The 16,949-nt window shown below is 61.0% G+C and carries 16 protein-coding genes and 1 pseudogene; 10 read left to right on the top strand and 7 right to left on the bottom strand.

What is annotated here, in order from left to right:
• Both CWO91_RS10105 and CWO91_RS10100 read left to right on the top strand, forming a co-directional pair.
• The coding region (locus tag CWO91_RS10105; RefSeq protein ID WP_130213332.1) for a M24 family metallopeptidase at positions 1–676 on the top strand (676 nt) is incomplete at its 5' end.
• A gap of 18 nt (positions 677–694) precedes the next feature.
• On the top strand, positions 695–946 hold the full coding sequence (locus tag CWO91_RS10100; protein WP_130213331.1) for a hypothetical protein: 252 nt from the start codon (positions 695–697) through the stop codon (positions 944–946).
• Between the two features lie 547 nt (positions 947–1,493).
• Here the strand turns inward: CWO91_RS10100 and CWO91_RS10095 are convergent.
• The 5 genes and pseudogenes from CWO91_RS10095 to CWO91_RS10075 all read right to left on the bottom strand — a co-directional run.
• Positions 1,494–2,450, bottom strand: coding sequence for an MBL fold metallo-hydrolase (locus tag CWO91_RS10095; protein ID WP_130213330.1), 957 nt, complete (start codon positions 2,448–2,450; stop codon positions 1,494–1,496).
• A 354-nt stretch (positions 2,451–2,804) separates the two neighbouring features.
• Entirely contained in the window at positions 2,805–3,164 is a 360-nt protein-coding gene (locus CWO91_RS10090; protein ID WP_130213329.1) for a hypothetical protein, read from the bottom strand.
• 288 nt (positions 3,165–3,452) lie between these two features.
• A complete protein-coding gene (locus tag CWO91_RS10085; RefSeq protein ID WP_130213328.1) occupies positions 3,453–4,670 on the bottom strand; it encodes an NAD(P)/FAD-dependent oxidoreductase in 1,218 nt (405 codons plus the stop codon).
• 132 nt (positions 4,671–4,802) lie between these two features.
• The gene (locus tag CWO91_RS10080; RefSeq protein ID WP_165405334.1) at positions 4,803–5,048 is read right to left on the bottom strand and encodes a hypothetical protein; all 246 of its coding nucleotides are present in this window, start codon (positions 5,046–5,048) and stop codon (positions 4,803–4,805) included.
• A gap of 100 nt (positions 5,049–5,148) precedes the next feature.
• Positions 5,149–5,280: pseudogene (locus tag CWO91_RS10075) on the bottom strand (AraC family transcriptional regulator); the annotation flags it as partial.
• 304 nt (positions 5,281–5,584) lie between these two features.
• Between CWO91_RS10075 and CWO91_RS10070 the strand changes: the two are divergent.
• Positions 5,585–6,412, top strand: a complete 828-nt coding sequence (locus tag CWO91_RS10070; RefSeq protein WP_130213327.1) for a sigma-70 family RNA polymerase sigma factor — start codon at positions 5,585–5,587, stop codon at positions 6,410–6,412.
• Here the strand turns inward: CWO91_RS10070 and CWO91_RS10065 are convergent.
• Together CWO91_RS10065 and CWO91_RS10060 are read right to left on the bottom strand one after the other, a co-directional pair.
• A complete protein-coding gene (locus tag CWO91_RS10065; RefSeq protein WP_130213326.1) occupies positions 6,374–6,952 on the bottom strand; it encodes a hypothetical protein in 579 nt (192 codons plus the stop codon). The genes CWO91_RS10070 and CWO91_RS10065 overlap by 39 nt on opposite strands.
• A gap of 370 nt (positions 6,953–7,322) precedes the next feature.
• Positions 7,323–7,820: a GNAT family N-acetyltransferase gene (locus tag CWO91_RS10060; RefSeq protein ID WP_130213325.1), complete on the bottom strand. Its 498-nt coding sequence runs from the start codon at positions 7,818–7,820 to the stop codon at positions 7,323–7,325.
• A 111-nt stretch (positions 7,821–7,931) separates the two neighbouring features.
• On the opposite strand from CWO91_RS10060, the gene CWO91_RS10055 reads away from it, so the two are divergent.
• From CWO91_RS10055 to CWO91_RS10025, 7 genes are all read left to right on the top strand, one after another.
• Positions 7,932–9,488: a winged helix-turn-helix domain-containing protein gene (locus tag CWO91_RS10055; protein ID WP_130213324.1), complete on the top strand. Its 1,557-nt coding sequence runs from the start codon at positions 7,932–7,934 to the stop codon at positions 9,486–9,488.
• 115 nt (positions 9,489–9,603) lie between these two features.
• Entirely contained in the window at positions 9,604–10,308 is a 705-nt protein-coding gene (locus CWO91_RS10050; RefSeq protein ID WP_130213335.1) for a response regulator transcription factor, read from the top strand.
• 82 nt (positions 10,309–10,390) lie between these two features.
• On the top strand, positions 10,391–10,774 hold the full coding sequence (locus CWO91_RS10045) for a response regulator transcription factor (protein WP_130213323.1): 384 nt from the start codon (positions 10,391–10,393) through the stop codon (positions 10,772–10,774).
• Between the two features lie 205 nt (positions 10,775–10,979).
• On the top strand, positions 10,980–12,572 hold the full coding sequence (locus CWO91_RS10040; protein WP_165405333.1) for an ATP-binding protein: 1,593 nt from the start codon (positions 10,980–10,982) through the stop codon (positions 12,570–12,572).
• Between the two features lie 249 nt (positions 12,573–12,821).
• Complete coding sequence (locus tag CWO91_RS10035; protein ID WP_130213321.1) at positions 12,822–13,769, top strand: helix-turn-helix domain-containing protein; 948 nt, start codon at positions 12,822–12,824, stop codon at positions 13,767–13,769.
• Positions 13,770–13,825: 56 nt separating this feature from the next.
• Positions 13,826–14,779: a helix-turn-helix transcriptional regulator gene (locus CWO91_RS10030; RefSeq protein WP_130213320.1), complete on the top strand. Its 954-nt coding sequence runs from the start codon at positions 13,826–13,828 to the stop codon at positions 14,777–14,779.
• 354 nt (positions 14,780–15,133) lie between these two features.
• Positions 15,134–16,915: an adenylate/guanylate cyclase domain-containing protein gene (locus CWO91_RS10025; RefSeq protein WP_130213319.1), complete on the top strand. Its 1,782-nt coding sequence runs from the start codon at positions 15,134–15,136 to the stop codon at positions 16,913–16,915.
• Positions 16,916–16,949: the final 34 nt, after the last annotated feature.

Below are 16,949 nucleotides of genomic sequence, written 5' to 3'. Positions count from 1 at the left end.
GATGCGTGAAGCTTCCGAGCGCGTGGTGGACGCGATGACGGCGACCTTCGACATCTGCGCGCCGGGCATGAGCAAGCACGATATCGTCGATCGGCTGCGGCGCGAGGAACACGACAGGGACCTTGTGTTCGAGTACTGCCTGATCGCTGCCGGCAACAGCCACAACCGCGCACCCTCCGATCAGCGCCTGAAGGCGGGCGACGTGATCTCGCTCGATTCCGGCGGCAACTATAAAGGCTATATCGGCGACCTCGGCCGCATGGGCGTGGTGGGCGAGCCCGACGCGGAATTGCACGACCTGCTGCACGAGATCGAGGAGATCCAGCAGGTAGCGCGCGGCGCGATCAGCCCCGGTGCGCGTGGCGGCGACATCATCGCCGCCGGCGAAGAGGCGGTGCGCCGGGCGCCGCATGGCAATGTGCTGGACTACACGGCGCACGGCATCGGCCTTGTCAGTCACGAGGCGCCGCGGCTCACCGGACGTGGGCCGGTGCCTTATGCGCCTTACGATGCCGATCGGCCGCTGCAGCCCGGGATGGTGATCTCGGTCGAGACCGCGATGCTCCATCCTTCGCGCGGCTACATCAAGCTCGAGGATACGCTGATCGTCACTGAGGATGGCTGGGAAGCCGCCGGCGACATCGCACGCGGATGGAACATCGCGGGCAAAGCCTGAGTTTTCGAAATGGGGGGCATGGTGCTCAAACGGATGTTGCTGACCAGGGATTTGTGGTCAGGAATGCCGTTTGCCGCGTTCGGGATCGCCGCTCTCGCGTTCGGCCATGACCTGCGGATCGGTTCTGCGGCACGCATGGGGCTGGGATTTGTGCCCCATGCGCGCGACGGCAATTTGCCTTTCGCTTGTCGCTTGATGGTGTTGTTGTCGATGATGGGCCATTGGCTGAACAGGCTTTTGCCGGCGGCGAAATCCCATTTCGGGCCGTAGCTCGAATGGTGGGTTTTGGTCTATGAAGGTCGAAAATGCTTTATCTTTCAATGGGAGTTGACTGACACTCTCTCCGCCATTTGCGCGATTCTATACGCCAAACTACGATTTCGTGCGATTTTGTACTGCCCCACTGGTAGCGCCTCGGATATTGGCGCGATGATCGACTGCAGCCGCACGGTTTGCTTTCGAGTGCCAGCTTTTCTTGCGTTCGCCGCCAAGCGCCGGGCAGGTCAGCTGGCGATTGCCGGAGATTGACGGCGTAGCACCGCGGTGTAGCTCTGGTGCGGCACCGCGAGCGCTCAAGTTGACCATCATTCGCGACTGGCGGAAGAAGAATCCCTGGACTGCAGCCGCACGCCTCGATCGCCTGCGCGGACGCGGCTTTCGGAGTTACCGAGCGGGTAATTTTCGACGCCGCATCCGCCGAAGCTACCAAGCAGAAATGCGAGAAGTCTGCACCTGATGAGCAGCTACGGCGAATTAGGGCGTGCACTCACTAGCGCCATGAGTACGCGCCCTGGTTCGGAGCTAACCCGCCAAGCGGTCAGTAGTCCCAGAAGATCGGTACCCAGCGAAAGGTGTCGCCATCGACCGCCACCCGCCCGACGGACGGGAATGGCAGGTGAGTGGCCACCAACAACTCGCCGCTCCCCGCCAGCTCCCGCAAAAGACGGGTCCGAACGCGGGCTGCCTCTTCGGGGTCGTGTTCGAAACCATTATGCCAATCGGGATGATCGAACCCGACCGCGAACACGGCGTCACCGGCGAAGGTCAGCCGATCGCCGCCGGATGCCAGGCGGACCACGCTGTGCCCAGGGGTGTGGCCACCGGTGCGACGGACGACCACCCCAGGCGCCACCTCGTGCTCCTCATCGAACGGGCGCAGCTGGCCGCGGTACTCTTTTGCAAACCGGTTAGCGGCCGCCCGAAGCGCGTCCGGGAAACCATCTGGCATGGAGACGTGGGTGAAGTCGGGCGCCTCCCAAAACTTGACCTCGGCGGCCGCCACATGGATCCGCAGGTCCGGACGCAGCCGGTCCTTCACCCCGTCGACGAGCAACCCGCCAATGTGGTCCATGTGCATGTGGGTCAGCACCACGTCGGTCACGGACGCAAGATCGATGCCGGCAGCCTCCAGCCGCTGGACCAACTGCCCGGCCCGCGGCAAGTTCAAGGCCGGGTCCAGCCCTAGTCCAGCGTCGATGAGGATGGTCCGGCCGCCGCTCCGCACCACGACCACGTTCAGCGGCCAGTCGAAAGCATCCGGCGGCAGGAACATGTCGTTCAGCCAGGCCGCCCGCACGGCAGGGTCGGTGTCGTGTGCCAACATCGCGGTTGGGAGCGGCAGCACGCCATCGCTGATCACCATGACGTCGATCTCGCCGACCTTCAGCGCGTAACGCGACGGAACCAGTTCGTCGGGCCGCGATCTAACGGGGTGTGAGATGTTGTCCAGGCTCATGTTTGTCTTCTGCTGAGTGTTACGGGTCATCTGATTCATCGTTGAAAACTCCTGCGTTCGATCTTGGCGCTTGATCCTGATCGATCTGCGCTTCCCGCGTGGGAAGCTGGTGAGGTGTTCAGAGATCGGTGACACGCTCATTGCTGGTGCGTCACCGCGATGGTCTATCGAACTTGAGTTGCGACTGCCCCAGAGCGATTGCCGTCGCTATCGAGCGATTGCTGCAAACGTATGCGCCTCCGCCAATCGCTCGGGGTTTCATTGGTCAGCGCAGCGAAACGAACTGCGTCGACGGCCACCACGGCGGCCAGTACGACATTGCCGGTCACGTGGGCGGTGAAGACTTGACCTAGCGTGAAGAACCTGGCGAAGCCGACCAATCTACCGGCACGCTCAATTGCGTTGAGCGGTCCAATAGCCCGAGCATAGGGAGCTCCCGGCGCGGCCGCTCCACCTGCCGTGGCCCGTGGTGTCGGCGAGCTTGCCCGACCCCGTGGCGTATTTGTCATGAACTGCGACTGACGCGTGCACCGCGCCGGATCGTGCCACGTGTCCTCTGAACTTCAAGAGATTCGGATGCGAGACGTTGCCGTCGGAAACATTGACGGTGAAGCTGTAGCTGGGTTCGCAAGCGCCTTTTTGCGTCACGAACACGAGGTCCCAGGATCCATCATAGGCCGACCGCGCCTGTGCGGCCGGTGTCAGCGCGATGAAGCAACCGGTTGCAATCATCCAGAGCGAAGGCGTCTTCATGGTACTTCTCCGTTTTTGTGAACAATGGCTCATTGGGGCGGGCCCCTGTGCAGGCCGGCCGCCGTCGACAGAGATCGCGATGCGCGTGACCTGCGGCTCTCCGGTCCCGGGTAATTGCAGGCTGCATATCCGAGCTTGATGGTGATCAGCACCGCGGGTTCGTCAGCGACATGGTGAACGCTGGCGTGCGCGCGGTTTCGTGTTTCATCGGAGCAGAGCTCCAGGTTGTCGCTGGTGAGCGGGCCGCGCTTCGGAGGCGCGGAGCGCGGCCCGTTTCGCGTGAAAGGTCTAGAGGAAGCCAGTCACATCGGTCACACGCTCCGGATCGGCCGAGGCCAACGCGGCAGCACGCTCGGCCTGCGGCGGATAGATCCAGACGGTGTTGATCTCCTGCTTGGTCTTCTTGGCGACGTCGCCGACCATCGCCACCTTGCGTTCCCAGCCGGTCGTGAAGAGTGCGCCGGCCTCGCCAAGGTCCAGGCAGGTGACGTAACCCTTCTGGTGGTAGGGTTTGGTCGGAACGCGCAGCAGTTCCGCTGCGGCATTGTTGCCGGCAAAGGCGCCCATCCGCGTCGCGTGCTGGCATGACATCAGCGCGTAATTGCCGTCATTGTCGCAGGCAGCGCGGGCGGCATCGCCGGTGGCGAACACGCCGGCCACTCCAGGCACGCGCAGATCGCGGTCGACCAGCAGCCGGCCGAAATTGTCGCGTTCGGCTGGGACCTGCTGGGTCAACGGCGCGGCACGAAAGCCGGCCGCCCAGATCACGGTCGCGGTTTCGATGTGTTCGCCGCTGGATAGCGTGACGCCGGATTCGTCGAGCGAGGTGACGCCGGCACCGAGACGGGTCTCCACACCGAGCTTGCGCAGGGCGTCCATGATGACGGGGCGGGGACCTTCGCCCATGTCAGGGGCGATCGCACTGTTGCGGTCGACGATGATGACGCGCGGCTTGGCATCATTGCCGAAGATTTTTCGCAGCCGCGCCGGCGTTTCGGTTGCCGCCTCGATACCGGTGAAGCCGCCACCGACGACCACGACCGTGTCGCGTCCGTTCACGGACGGCCGGTCGGCAAGACCGTGCAGATGCTTGTCGAGCGCAACCGCATCATCGAGCGAGTCGACGGAAAAGCCGTGCTCGGCGAGGCCCGGAATATTCGGACGGAACAGCCGGCTGCCGGTGGCCACGACCAGGCGGTCGTAGGACAGTGTCTTTCGCGTGCCTTTGGCCGTGGCGACCTGCACCATGCAAGACTTGGTATCGATCGTCTCGGCGCTGCCTTGCACGTAGACGACATCGACAGCCTTGAGCACGTCCAGCAGCGGCGCCGTCAGGGTTTCGGGCTTCGGTTCGTAAAGCCGCGGACGCACCACGAGCGTCGGCTCTGGCGCAACCAGCGCGATCTCGAGTTCTTCGGGCAAAACGCCCTGGATGTCGCGCAGGCGTGCTGCTGAAAGGGCCGCGTACATGCCGGCGAAGCCGGCGCCGATGATGACTAGTCGCACGTCATTTGCTCCTTGGTTTGGACTTCCCGAAAGTTGGTTTGGACATGGTGATGTCTAGCTGATCTGCGCCGCTGCTGCCCCAGAGCGATTGCCGTACCTAGCGAGCTATTGCTGCTAACGGATGCGCTCGCGCTAATCGCCTGTGGCAGGATCGAATGTTAGCCAAGCTTGATGCTTGGCGCGCCATTTCGGACCGGGACCACGCATGTAGTGCAGCTCGGGCCGGTAGCAATCGCGTACATCAATCACCAGGTTGTGGACGACGCCGGCGAAGTCGGCGATTGTCTCAGCCGCCTTGCTGGCAAAACCAGACATCGCGGACCAGTGCGAAGAAGGCGGCGCGATCGCATGAGGGGTGACGATGCTTTTTAAGATCATCTCTATTCTCCATCCAGTTGGATGTTGGCTCCGTGATGATCTAGCGAATAACAGCTGCGGCTGCGCCAGAGCGATTGCCGTACCTGTAGAGCGATTGCTGCTAGTTGCGCTCTGCCCAATCGCTCGCTTCGCCGGTCAGTCTTCTGAGCGCGGCAGCGAAAGCGGTCTGCGACGAATAGCCAAGCGCGGCCGCAATCGAGACGATGGATTCGTCGGTATCACGCAGGACGTTGGTTACTTCCATGGTGTCATGCGCTCGCGGAGGCGCAGTTCATTCCGGCAGTCCAGGAGTCCTTCTGGCTGTACAGATGCCAGGAGTGTTCGGTCAGCGATGAGGACCTCCTTCGATTGGGCGGAAACGAAGGCCTTTGCTCTTCCATCTTCGGGACGATAGCCTGAGCGGCGCATCATTTCGTCTTCAAAGGTTTAGCTTTACCTAGACCAAGGGACTAGGAGCTGAGCCTTCCCGTGCGATACCTGCGATCTGCCATTGCAACGCATGGTCGCGCACCCGACCAACGGGATGGGAGGATGCAATGTTGCCGAGTCAGTCCGATGGAGCATTTGGAGGCTCCCTTGATATCCTCGTGAATGAGGGATCGCGATCCCGGCCCTCTGACGAGGCGGATCGTTCAGGTCAGGGTCATATTTTCAAGGAAACGACGAAGACCAATGCGCCGTCTCACCGCGCGAGAGCGTCATGCGACTATAGCCAGAGCCAAGCATCCGATGATGATCTCATCAAACGCATTGCGGTGCGCGATACCGCAGCAATGCATATTCTCTATGTGCGCCATCGCGCAAAGGTATTCAAATTCATTCGCGGGCTCGTCCGCGGGCGGGAAAATGCGGAAGATCTGGCAAGTCAGGTCTTCCTTGATGTCTGGCATTCAGCCGGCAGCTTTGAAGGTCGATCGCGAGTATCGACCTGGCTGCTTTCGATCGCCCGTTTCAAGGCGCTGGGTTATCTGCGGAAACGCATGCACGATAGGATCGATGACGTCGAGTTGCCCGAAATCATCGACGAAGCCGAGTCGCCCGAGGCAACGATCGACCGAACAAAGACGAAGGTCGTGTTGCGTTCGTGCATTGGCAAGCTGTGTCCAGCGCACCGCATCATCATAGACCTGGTCTATTATCACGAGCGATCAGTCGCCGAAGTCAGCGAAATTCTCGATATCCCCCGCGGAACCGTCAAGACGCGGATGTTTTACGCCCGCAGACAGCTCGCAAGCTTACTTGACAGTGCTGGGGTCGACTCTGTGGCTGCCAACTTCGACCGCGATCGACCATCCCCGCCGATGCTCACTGCAAAGAGCGCCCTCTCAAGTCCGAGTGTCAACTTCATTTGCGCGGCTGGGTAACGCTGCCTGGCTAGAGGCATAGGCGGCCGCCGCCCTCGAGGCCGGCGAGTAGGTTCGAAAGACTTCGGCCAGCTCCGCGGCAGTATCTGTGAGCTCCTTCATGATGGTCAGGTTATCCGATGGCCGACCTCCGGAGGAGTGACGGACCTCGAACGAGATTCCGTTCGGAAGCTCCACGTGTATCTTGTCTAGTCCGACGACACCCGGCGCCTCGCTGTCTTCGGCATCAGAAATCGCACCTGCTCGATCCGCACCTGACGCCTGATGCCCGGAGGTCTCTTTGCTCGCCAGCCTCTGCACGAAGTCTTCAATGGTCTTGAGAGTGGTGCTATCGAAGCCGACGTTGCCGAAGCTGACGACTCCGATCGACATACCGTTCGGCAGATCGACCTTGATCGCATCGTAAGGCGCATCGGCGCTCATGCCGGCTGTCAACTTCGAACCGTCGGCTTGTGCACCGACGGCCGAAGGAGATTTCGCCTGACGTGCGGAAGAAGGCCAGCTCACCGCGCTTCCGCTAGCTACACTGCTGATGCTCATGCACGAACTCCACCGTCAATTGCAAACGCTCGTCTCACTAGCAACGGACATGCCAATTCCGTTGGCCTTTGCCATCAAGGGGTTGTCAAGAAGTTCAACTGGCGCGTACTTCACGTCGGCAAATGCGACCCGGCAAAAGCTGCCACTCAGCACGCGCGCGTTTGCGGGCGACGATGGTGGGCTCGGAGCAGGATCCGACAAGGCATGCCAGCTTTAGGAAAGAGGCCCGACCCGTACGGCGCTTAGAACGAACTGAACGCTTGAACGGGGCTCACGACGTCCCAGTTCTCAACCGAGCCGGCGGTCAAACTCACGAACGCGCGATGCGCTGAACTAGGGCGCGTACTCATAGCGTTGATGAGTTCACGCCCTAGCCGTCGGCGGCCAAGTGGGCGATCGCCTCCGCTCCCAATTGCCAGCGATCCCAGTCCGGATCGGGGGTCGCGTCGACGCCCTTGTAGAAAGCCCGGGCTGGTGCGTTATCCTTCAGCACGAACCAGCAGAACTTTTCGTGCCCTGTATCCATCGCATGGCGGGCCACGCGCGCCATTAGTCGTCGGCCGATCCCGAGGCCGCGCACATCCGGGTCCACGAAAAGCCACTTCATCATGAGCAGCGGCCGCAGCGTGTGCATGAGGGGAATCTCGTAGTGCACGGCCATGCCTGCGAGCATGCTATCGCCGCGGTCGGCGACGAAGGCGCCGAATTCAGGACGTTCGCCGAAGCCGCGGCGCAGCAGTTCGGCCTCAGTGAGTCGGAAGTCTGTGCCGCGCTCGAACTTGACAATGCCCTCCATCAGCCGCAGCAGCTCGGGCATGTCCTGGCGCACCATGGACCTGATCCGCACATCATTTTCGACCATTCGCATCTTAAACTCTCCGTCTCGGGATGGGTTCGGGCTCACCGGCGCCGATTTGCGTTGATGCAGCCGCGATGCATTGCTATAGATTCCTAAAATCTGCTAATCAGTTCGGTAGTCATGGAGGCACCCTCCAGTTTCGCCTTTGGGCCTTTCGCGTTTCACGTTCTAAGCCGCCGCCTGGAAAAGCAAGGCGAATTGGTGCTGCTCAACTCCCGGGCAACGGAACTGCTGTTGCTCTTGCTAAAGCGAGCGGGCGAACTCGTCACCAAGGACGATCTGCTGCACGCAGGCTGGGGTGACCGGGTCGTCGCGGAGAATAACCTCACCGTACACATGGCGGCCCTTCGCCGCGTGCTCCGCGACGGGAGGCAGGCCGACAACTACATTCGAACCGAGCATGGTCGCGGTTATCGCTTCGTCATGCCCGTCGCGGTGGCGCAGGCCGAAGGGAGCAGTGTGCCCAGCGGATCGACGGTTCACGTCGGCAGGCAGCCAGAGTCCCGCGGCATTTCCATTCTGATACCACCCGTCCAAAGCCTGCTTGACGACGAGCAGTCTCAATCGCTCGGAGCCGAGGTCAGGCGGCATCTCATGGTGCAGCTCTCGCGCGTGCCCGATGCGGTGGTCATCGGCGCGGGCGACGCCCGCTATGTCCTGCGCACGTCGATCCGGCCAGTGGAGGGCGAGGTCCAGGTCATTGCCATGATCGATGATGCCGCCACCGGCGCGACCATCTGGGCGGATCGGTTCCAGCACCGGCACATCGGCCTCAGCCCGATGGAGGGAGAGATCTCAGGCCGGCTGGCACGCGCGGTGATCATGGAGCTAGTGGACCGGGAAGCCGCCCAGGGCCCATCCGAAGAGGCGTCGCACACCGCTGGCGCGCAGCACAGCGCCTTACGCGGTTGGAGCGCCCTAAATCGCGAGCTGTGGGTCCCCCAGGACCTTGCCGAGGCACGGCGATGGTTCGATCGCGCGCTCCTCGCCGATCCATCGAACGCGTCGGCTCTGGCGGGGTCGGCCTACACGATTGTCGCAGAGAACATAAGGGCCACTGCGCAAAGTCGTGATCTTGCAGACCGTGACGAGCTGCGGCAGGCCGACGAACTGGCGACGCGGGCGGTCGCGCGGGCGCCGGACTGGCCTCGAGCCTGGTTTTGCCGTGGCTACGTGCGGGAGTGTCAGCGCCGCTTCGACGCGGCGCTGATCGCTTTCGGTCGGGCCTTGTCGCTCGATCCGTGTGACGCCGAGGCCCTTGCCTATACAGGCCATGTCCATTTCCTGATGGGCAGTCTTGAGGAAATGCGGGCACCAATCCAGCATGCGATTGCGCTTAGTCCGCGCGACCGCGGCGTCGGCCTGTGGCATCATTTCTTAGGCCAATACGACTTCTGGCATGGGCGCGACGAGCTCGCAATTCCGTATTTCATGCGAGCCACCGACCTTGCTCCCAGCTTGGTCTATTGTGCGACTTTTCTCGCTGCCTCGCTTGCCCTTGCGGGCCGGATCGAGGAGGGACGAAGGTCGCTCGACTCGTGGTGCGAGGCGATGGGGGGCTACCGTCTCACGATCGATGGTCTGCGCGCGCGGGTTTTCTCCGACAATCCCACCTACCTCGCCGGGCATGAGCGCCACTACGGCGGCCTGCGTCTAATCGGGGTCGCGGAGCGCTGATGCGACAGGCAGGTCCGGCGATTAGCGAGATTTAGGAAGCCCGCCAACGACCTTGGCGGGACTTCCCCGGTAAAACGTCGGGCACGTCCAGCGCTAAGGATCAATGCCGATGTCGATGCAGACAAATGCACTTTCCGCTTCGTCCGCGTGGTCGACCGCGGCGGTCCCTCGTCAAGCAAAGGCCGACCTCGAAACCGATCTCCCGCTCGTTCTGATCGTGGACGATGACGAGGAGATTCGGTCCGCGCTTCGCGAACTTCTGCTGTCGGTCGGAATCGACGCTTGTTGCTTTGGATCGACTCAAGAGTTACTGAGCGCCGATCTTCCGGAACGGCCGGGATGCCTAATCCTCGATGTGCGCATGCCGCGAGCAAGTGGCCTAGATCTCCAGCAGCGCCTCGCCGCGACTGGCAATACGAGACCGATAATTTTTCTCACTGGTCATGGCGACATCGCAATGTCTGTTCAGGCGATGAAAGCGGGAGCCGCAGATTTCCTGACAAAACCTGTGAGAGATCAGACGCTCCTTGACGCGGTCGCGGCCGGGATCGAGAAGGATGTTGCGCAAAGGACTGCGGCCCGGCACACCAAACAACACGTCGACCGCTACGCCAAGCTGACGCCGCGCGAACGCGAAGTCCTGCGCGAAGTGGTCAAGGGTCGCCTCAACAAGCAGATCGCGTTCGATCTCGGTATCAGCGAGATCACCGTCAAGCTGCACCGCGGCAACGTGACGAAGAAGATGCAGGCGACGTCCGTTGGTCAGCTCATTCGCGTCTGGGAACTGTTGCCTGCGGGAATTCGAGAAGGATCACCCTAGACCAAAGGATGGTTACAATCCGGGCTAGTAAAGGGCCAGATGCGGCGGTGGCTATCCGGCCACGCTAGCGAAGGTCACCGGCTTGTCTAAGGCTCCCATAGTCGCGATCGTCGAGGACGACGAAGCCGTGCGAGAGGCTCTTTCCGACCTCTTTCTGGTGCTGGATCTATCGTGTGGCACTTTCGATCGAGCGGAGGCCTTCATGGCGGAGTACGTTGCGGGCAGTTTCGATTGCCTGATTACTGATGTGAGCATGCCGGGCCAGAGCGGGCTCGACCTGCTGCAGCACCTGCGGAGCATTGGTTCCGCGATGCCGGTGATCGTCATCACGGCCGACACCAATCCGGCGACCTGGTCGCGCGCCATGCGATATGGTGCCTATGCCTGTCTGACCAAGCCGATAGAAGCCGAAGCGCTGCTTCGGCATCTGCAGTCCGCCCTGAGGCTGAATTGGCTTTCCATCTGACGCCGAGTGAGAGAGGCTTTCCCATGGCGAGCCCCGTCCGGAAGGCGGTAACAGGCGGACGTGAAGCGCTGTCGGCGTCTCCGCCGGGAATGGAGCTGTCGGATTTCGCATCCGAAAGCGTAACTCGTTGGCTATACATCACAGTCGATAGGATCACGTTCGGATGACTTGCGCGCCACGGACACCAGTGTCGGGATGGACTGACATGCCCAACAGTGTGCAAGTACCCGCGGACATCATGCGGAAATGGCAGGAGATCGTAGATCTTCTGGCCGATATTCTAAATGTTCCCTCCGCCTTGATCATGAGGGCAGAGCCGCCAAACATCAAAGTCTTCGTTTCCAGCGAGTCTAATGAAAATCCTTACGAGCCGGGCGAAGTCGCATGTCTCAATACAGGGCTGTATTGTGAGACTGTAATGAACACTCGCCGACCATTGATTGTCCCGGACGCTCTGCAAGATGAGGCGTGGAAATCGAACCCTGACGTCAAACTAGGCATGATCTCCTATCTCGGCGTGCCGATCAGTTGGCCCGATGGCGAGATATTTGGAACGATTTGTGTTCTCGACAAGAAAAGCAACGAATACAGCGAGCTCTATCTCAGACTGCTGTTGCAGTGGCGTGACGTGTTGCAGGCGGACTTGAGGTCCATTGCAAGCATGCAGCGAGAGATTGAACAACGTGAGGCAAAAATTCGCCGCCTCGTCGATGCCAACATCATCGGCATCGTCATCTGGAATATGGAGGGCCAGATTCTCGATGCCAATAATGAGTTTCTCCGCATAGTTGGATATGATCAGAACGATGTCCTGTGCGGTCGAGTGAGCTGGGCGGACATGACGCCCCCTGAATGGCGCGATCGCAATGCACAGGCGATATCCGAGCTGAAGAACAAGCGAGCCGCGCAACCCTTCGAAAAGGAGTACATCCGCAAGGATGGCAGCCGTGTTCCAGTGTTGGTCGGCATCGCGAGCCTTGAAGGGACAGAGGGCCAAGGTGTCGCGTTTGTGCTCGACTTAACCGAGCGCAAGCGGGCAGAAACAGAAGCGCGTGAGAGCGAGCGGCGATTCCGCAACATGCAGACGGAACTGGCCCACGCCAATCGGCTGGCAACATTGGGCCAACTTGCGGCGTCTATAACGCATGAAGTCAAGCAGCCGATCACGGCCGCGCTCCTCAATACTCAAACCGCTCAGCGCTTTCTCACTCGCCAGCAGCCAGATGTTGAGAGGGCGAAAAAGGCAATAGACCGAGCTGTACTGAACGGCATGCGCGTCAGTGAAGTTGTCGACCGGACGCACGCGTTGGTCAGGAAGGAGCCCGTGCAAAAGGACCGCTTGGAGATTAATGACGCCATTTCGGGCGTTATCGGATTGACGCGCGGGGAAGCTTCGAAAAACGACGTTCAAGTGCGGACTCAACTGGCGGAGGACTTGCCTGTCATTCAAGGCAGTCGGGTCCAGATTCAACAGGTGATGCTGAACTTGATCGTAAATGCAGTCGAGGCGATGAGCCAAATGAGCGACGACCGTCGGGAATTACTAATCAGCACCCAGGCTGAAGCGGATTGCATTCTCGTTGCGGTGCGAGACTCTGGCCCGGGCCTGTCAGAAGGGGCTATCGAGCGAATCTTCGAGGCATTTTATACGACGAAGTCGAGCGGCCTGGGGATGGGACTATCCATCTGCCGTTCGATCGTTGAGGATCACGGAGGGCGATTGTGGGCGACCGCCAACGTACCAAAAGGTGCGGCGTTTCAGTTCGCGATTCCCATCAATGCGGAGTGCCAGGACTGACCCTGTATTGAGCCTTCAGACCTCGTGCAATCTTATTCAAAGCTCCCGCTTCGCTCACGCGGTTGTACGTGATACGCCCGCCGCCGGTACTATCCCAAGGTACAGGTCAATCTACCCGCCGAACCTGCCAGACCAGGACTGCTGCACGATTCCGTCAGCGGGCAATTGCGGTCATTGTTGAAGCACAGAGGCGGCAATGTCGCGCTTCGTTGGTTCTGACGCCGGGCGCCACAACGCGAGCACAAGTCGATGGGCAAGCAAGCCATGCACGATTGTTCGGAAGGTCAGCCCGCCGCATCTGAGGCGCGCCAGAGCAACGTGCCCGTTGCCGAGGGGCGTCCCGATGCGGAGATGGCACGCGTGCTCGGGACCACACCATTTCGCATGGCATTGGACGCCTCCGGTGCCGGGATCGCCCACTGGAAACATGGACCATTGCACGACGTCGTCGAGCCCATGAGCCACCACGTCATCATGGCTTACAACGGCGTGGTACAGCGCATGGAGCGGCGGTCAGGAAGATCGGTTGAGGTCGGAACATGTCGTCATGGCGTTGTCGTCATCATTCCGGCCGGATTGAGCGCCCGATACGATATTCCGAGACCTGTTGATGTCGTTCAGCTCTATCTTCCCCCTGCAATGCTGCAGCGCGTTGCCGACGACGCCGAGACCGCCACACCGACCGATCTCCTGGTGCGAACGGCGTATCCCGACCCCATTACATCCCGATTGCTCTTGAGCGCGGCCGACGTTCTGGAGGGCAATGGCCCCCTGGATACACTGTTCAGGCAACAGATGACTGAGCTCCTGGCCACACGCGTCCTGGCTGCGCACACCGGCTCGCCAATCGCGTTCCAGCCGACCATGGGTGGGCTGTCGCCGAAGGTCCTGCTCCGTGCCATCGGACGCTTGCGCTCCGACAGCGATGCCGACGTCTCCCTCGCAGCTCTCGCTTCGGATGCCGGCCTGTCGCGCTTCCACTTCTGTCGCGCCTTCAAGGAAAGCACCGGGCTTTCACCGCATGCCTGGCTGCGCCAGCACCGGCTCGAGCAGGCCATGAACATGTTGCGGGACACGGACGCGTCGGTCGTCTCGGTCGCAGCCGCGCTTGGTTATTCATCCCAGACTGCCTTCGCTGCGGCGTTCAGGAAAATGACCGGCGAAACCCCGAGCGATTGGCGGAGACGCCTGCAGTAATAACCGCAATCGTTCTACCGGTAAGCGAAGCTTCTCCCCACAGCGAGGACACGTCCATGAGCTCCAAGCCAATCCTGCGCGATCCTTCGCAGGACCAGCCGGATACTTCCGAGGCGAACCCGCGCGACGTGCCGACCGGCGGGGCCCCTCACGCCGATGCGGAAATGGCGCGCGTGCTCAAGATGGCGCCTGTTCACATGGCCTCTGATCCCTCGAGCGGCGTGATCGCGTATTGGAAACATGCCGCGCTGCACGACGTCGTCGCGCCGATGGCCGACCACGTCCTCATGACCTTCCCCTCGGGCTCGCTGCGCTTCGAGCGGCGCACCGGGAAATCGGTCGTGATCGGAACGGCGCGTCCCGGCACTGTGACGGTCATCCCGGCCGGCTCGACGTCGCGCTGGGACATTCCTGAATCCTTGAACGTGATCCACCTCTATCTTCCACAGACAACGCTCGAGCGCGTTGCGCTGGAAGCCGGCACCGCTTCCGCAGCGGATCTGATGGATCGATCGGCGCATCCCGATCCCATCACATCCCGCTTGCTCTTGAGCGCGGCAGATGTACTGGAAGGCAGTGCCGCGCTGGATGCGCTGTTCAGGCAGCAATTGACAGATCTGCTGGCGACACGCCTGCTGGCCGCGCATGCGGGTTCACCTGTCGCGACACAGCCTGTCATCGGCGGTTTGTCGCCAACAGCGCTGCGCCGCGCCATCGAGCGTCTGCATTCAGACAGCGATGCGGATGTCTCGCTCGCAGCGCTCGCTTCGGAAGCCGGTCTGTCGCGCTTCCACTTCTGCCGTGCCTTCAAGGAGAGCACTGGGCTTTCACCTCATGCCTGGCTGCGCCAACACCGGCTCGAGCAGGCCATGAACATGCTGCGTGACAGCAACGAATCGATCGTGTCGGTCGCAGCCGCGCTTGGCTATTCCTCGCAAACCGCTTTCGCCGCGGCGTTCAGGAAGCTGACCGGCGAGACCCCGAGTGATTGGCGGCGACGAACGCGGTAGCAGCAATCGCTCTGCAATCGTGTCAATCGCTCTGGGGCAGTTGCAAGCCTGGTTCGCTAGATCATCGCTGTGTCCACGACTACGATCCACGGAGACAACGATGGTTTCGAAGAACGGCGTCAGCTCCCTTGCAATTACACCGCGACGGAGAGTCGTCACGACCGCAGACGTATACGGAACGTCGTTGACCGTTCGCTTCATCTCCGGAGCGGGCGACGGCTGGCTGCCGCGCGGCAGTGAAAGCGTCATGCAAACGTCGTCAATGCTGAATTGTTCGTCTCAGCCATAGAGCGCTCGGCGCCTTTCGCCGATCGAGCGCAACCCTGAAATATACTTTATTCTGAGGCGTCGGGCATGACTGAGTATAGAAAGCTTGCTGTGATATTCGCGGCGGACGTCGTCGGGTTCAGTCGAATGACCGGAGCGGACGAGGACCGCACGTTGGCAAGGCTGCGGGCACTTCGAAGCGACCTGATTGATCCGACGATCGCCATCCACGGCGGACGCGTCGTGAAGCGGACCGGCGATGGAGCCCTTGTGGAATTTAGGAGTGTCGTCGAAGCGGTCCGTTGCGGCATCGAGATTCAGAACTCAATGACCGAGCGCAATGCCGGTCTGCCGCCGGAGCGGCGCATTGAATTTCGCATTGGAATTCATCTCGGCGATGTTGTCGAGGAAAGTGACGGTGACCTGATGGGTGACGGGGTCAACATCGCGGCGCGCCTGGAGGGTGTTGCTCAACCTGGAGCTATATGTCTTTCGGAAGATGCGTACCGGCAGGTGAAATCGCGGTTCGATCTTGCAATCAGCGATCTTGGTGAGACCAAACTCAAGAACATCGCTGAGCCGATGCGTATTTACTCGCTTCTGTTCGGAGATGCCGCAAAGGCAACTGTGTTGAGGGGAGCTGCGACACCGGTTGCGCCCGGATTGTCATTGCCCGACAAGCCATCGATTGCGGTCTTGCCGTTTCAGAATATGAGCGGTGATCCTGAGCAGGAGTACTTTGCCGATGGCATCGTCGAAGACATCATCACGGCGTTGTCGCGATTTCGTCAGCTTTTCGTGATCGCTCGCAATTCGTCATTCGTCTACAAAGGCCGGGCTGTTGACGTGAAGCAAGTAAGCGGCGACTTGGGTGTGCGCTATGTCCTTGAAGGGAGTGTGCGCAAGGCGGCGAACCGTATTCGTATAACAGCACAACTCATCGATGCCCCAACGGGGGTACATCTTTGGGCAGAGCGTTTTGACGGCGGACAGGAAGATATCTTCGATCTGCAGGACCAGGTCACGGCGCGCGTCGTGGGCGAAATCGCACCGAAGCTAGAGCAGGCCGAGATCGAGCGCGCAAAACACAAGCCGACCGACAGCCTCGACGCCTACGACTACTACCTGCGTGGACGGGCGAACTTGAATCGGGGAACCAGGGATGCAACCGACGAGGCGCTGAGCCAATTCTATCAGACGCTACAGATCGATCCGGATTTCGCGTCAGCCTACGCGATGGCGGCGTGGTGCCATTTTTGGCGCAAAGTCAACGGTTGGATGACCAATCCATTGCAGGAGATCGCAGAGGGAGCCCGATTGGGCCGTCGGGCCGTCGAACTGGGCGAAGACGATGCCGTCGCACTTACGCGAAGCGGCCATGCGCTCGGCCATCTCGCCGGCGACCTCGACGGCAGCATCGACCTGACCGACAAGGCGCTCGTTCTCAATCCGAACCTCGCGTCTGCTTGGTTCCTTGGCGGGTTCTTGAGAGTCTGGAACGGCGAACCGGACGGCGCCGCAGAGTACTTCGATCGCGCAATGCGTTTGAGCCCGCTCGACCCCGAGATGTATCGAATGCAGGCGGGAATGGCGATGGCGCACCTGTTTGCGGGACGTTTTGATACTGCGTCTTCATTGGCGGAGAAGGCATTTCGGCATTTGCCTAGCTTCCTGATGGTCGTCGGCATCGTCGCGGCGAGCCAAGCGCTTGCGGGCCATCAGGGCGAGGCCCAACGAGCAATGAATCATTTGCGCCAGCTTGATCCCACGTTGCGCCTCTCCAATCTTGCGGATTGGCTCCCCATCCGCCGGCCGAAGGATCTCGCGACGTTCGCCGATGGCCTGCAAAGGGCTGGGCTCCCCGAGTGAGCAGCAAAGTTTGCTCCTAGATATAAGCAGCCAC

The organism is Bradyrhizobium genosp. SA-3, assembly GCF_004212635.1.
GTDB lineage: Bacteria > Pseudomonadota > Alphaproteobacteria > Rhizobiales > Xanthobacteraceae > Bradyrhizobium.
Note: the sequence above shows the minus strand (reverse complement) of the source record. Positions and strands in the feature narration are given on the sequence as shown.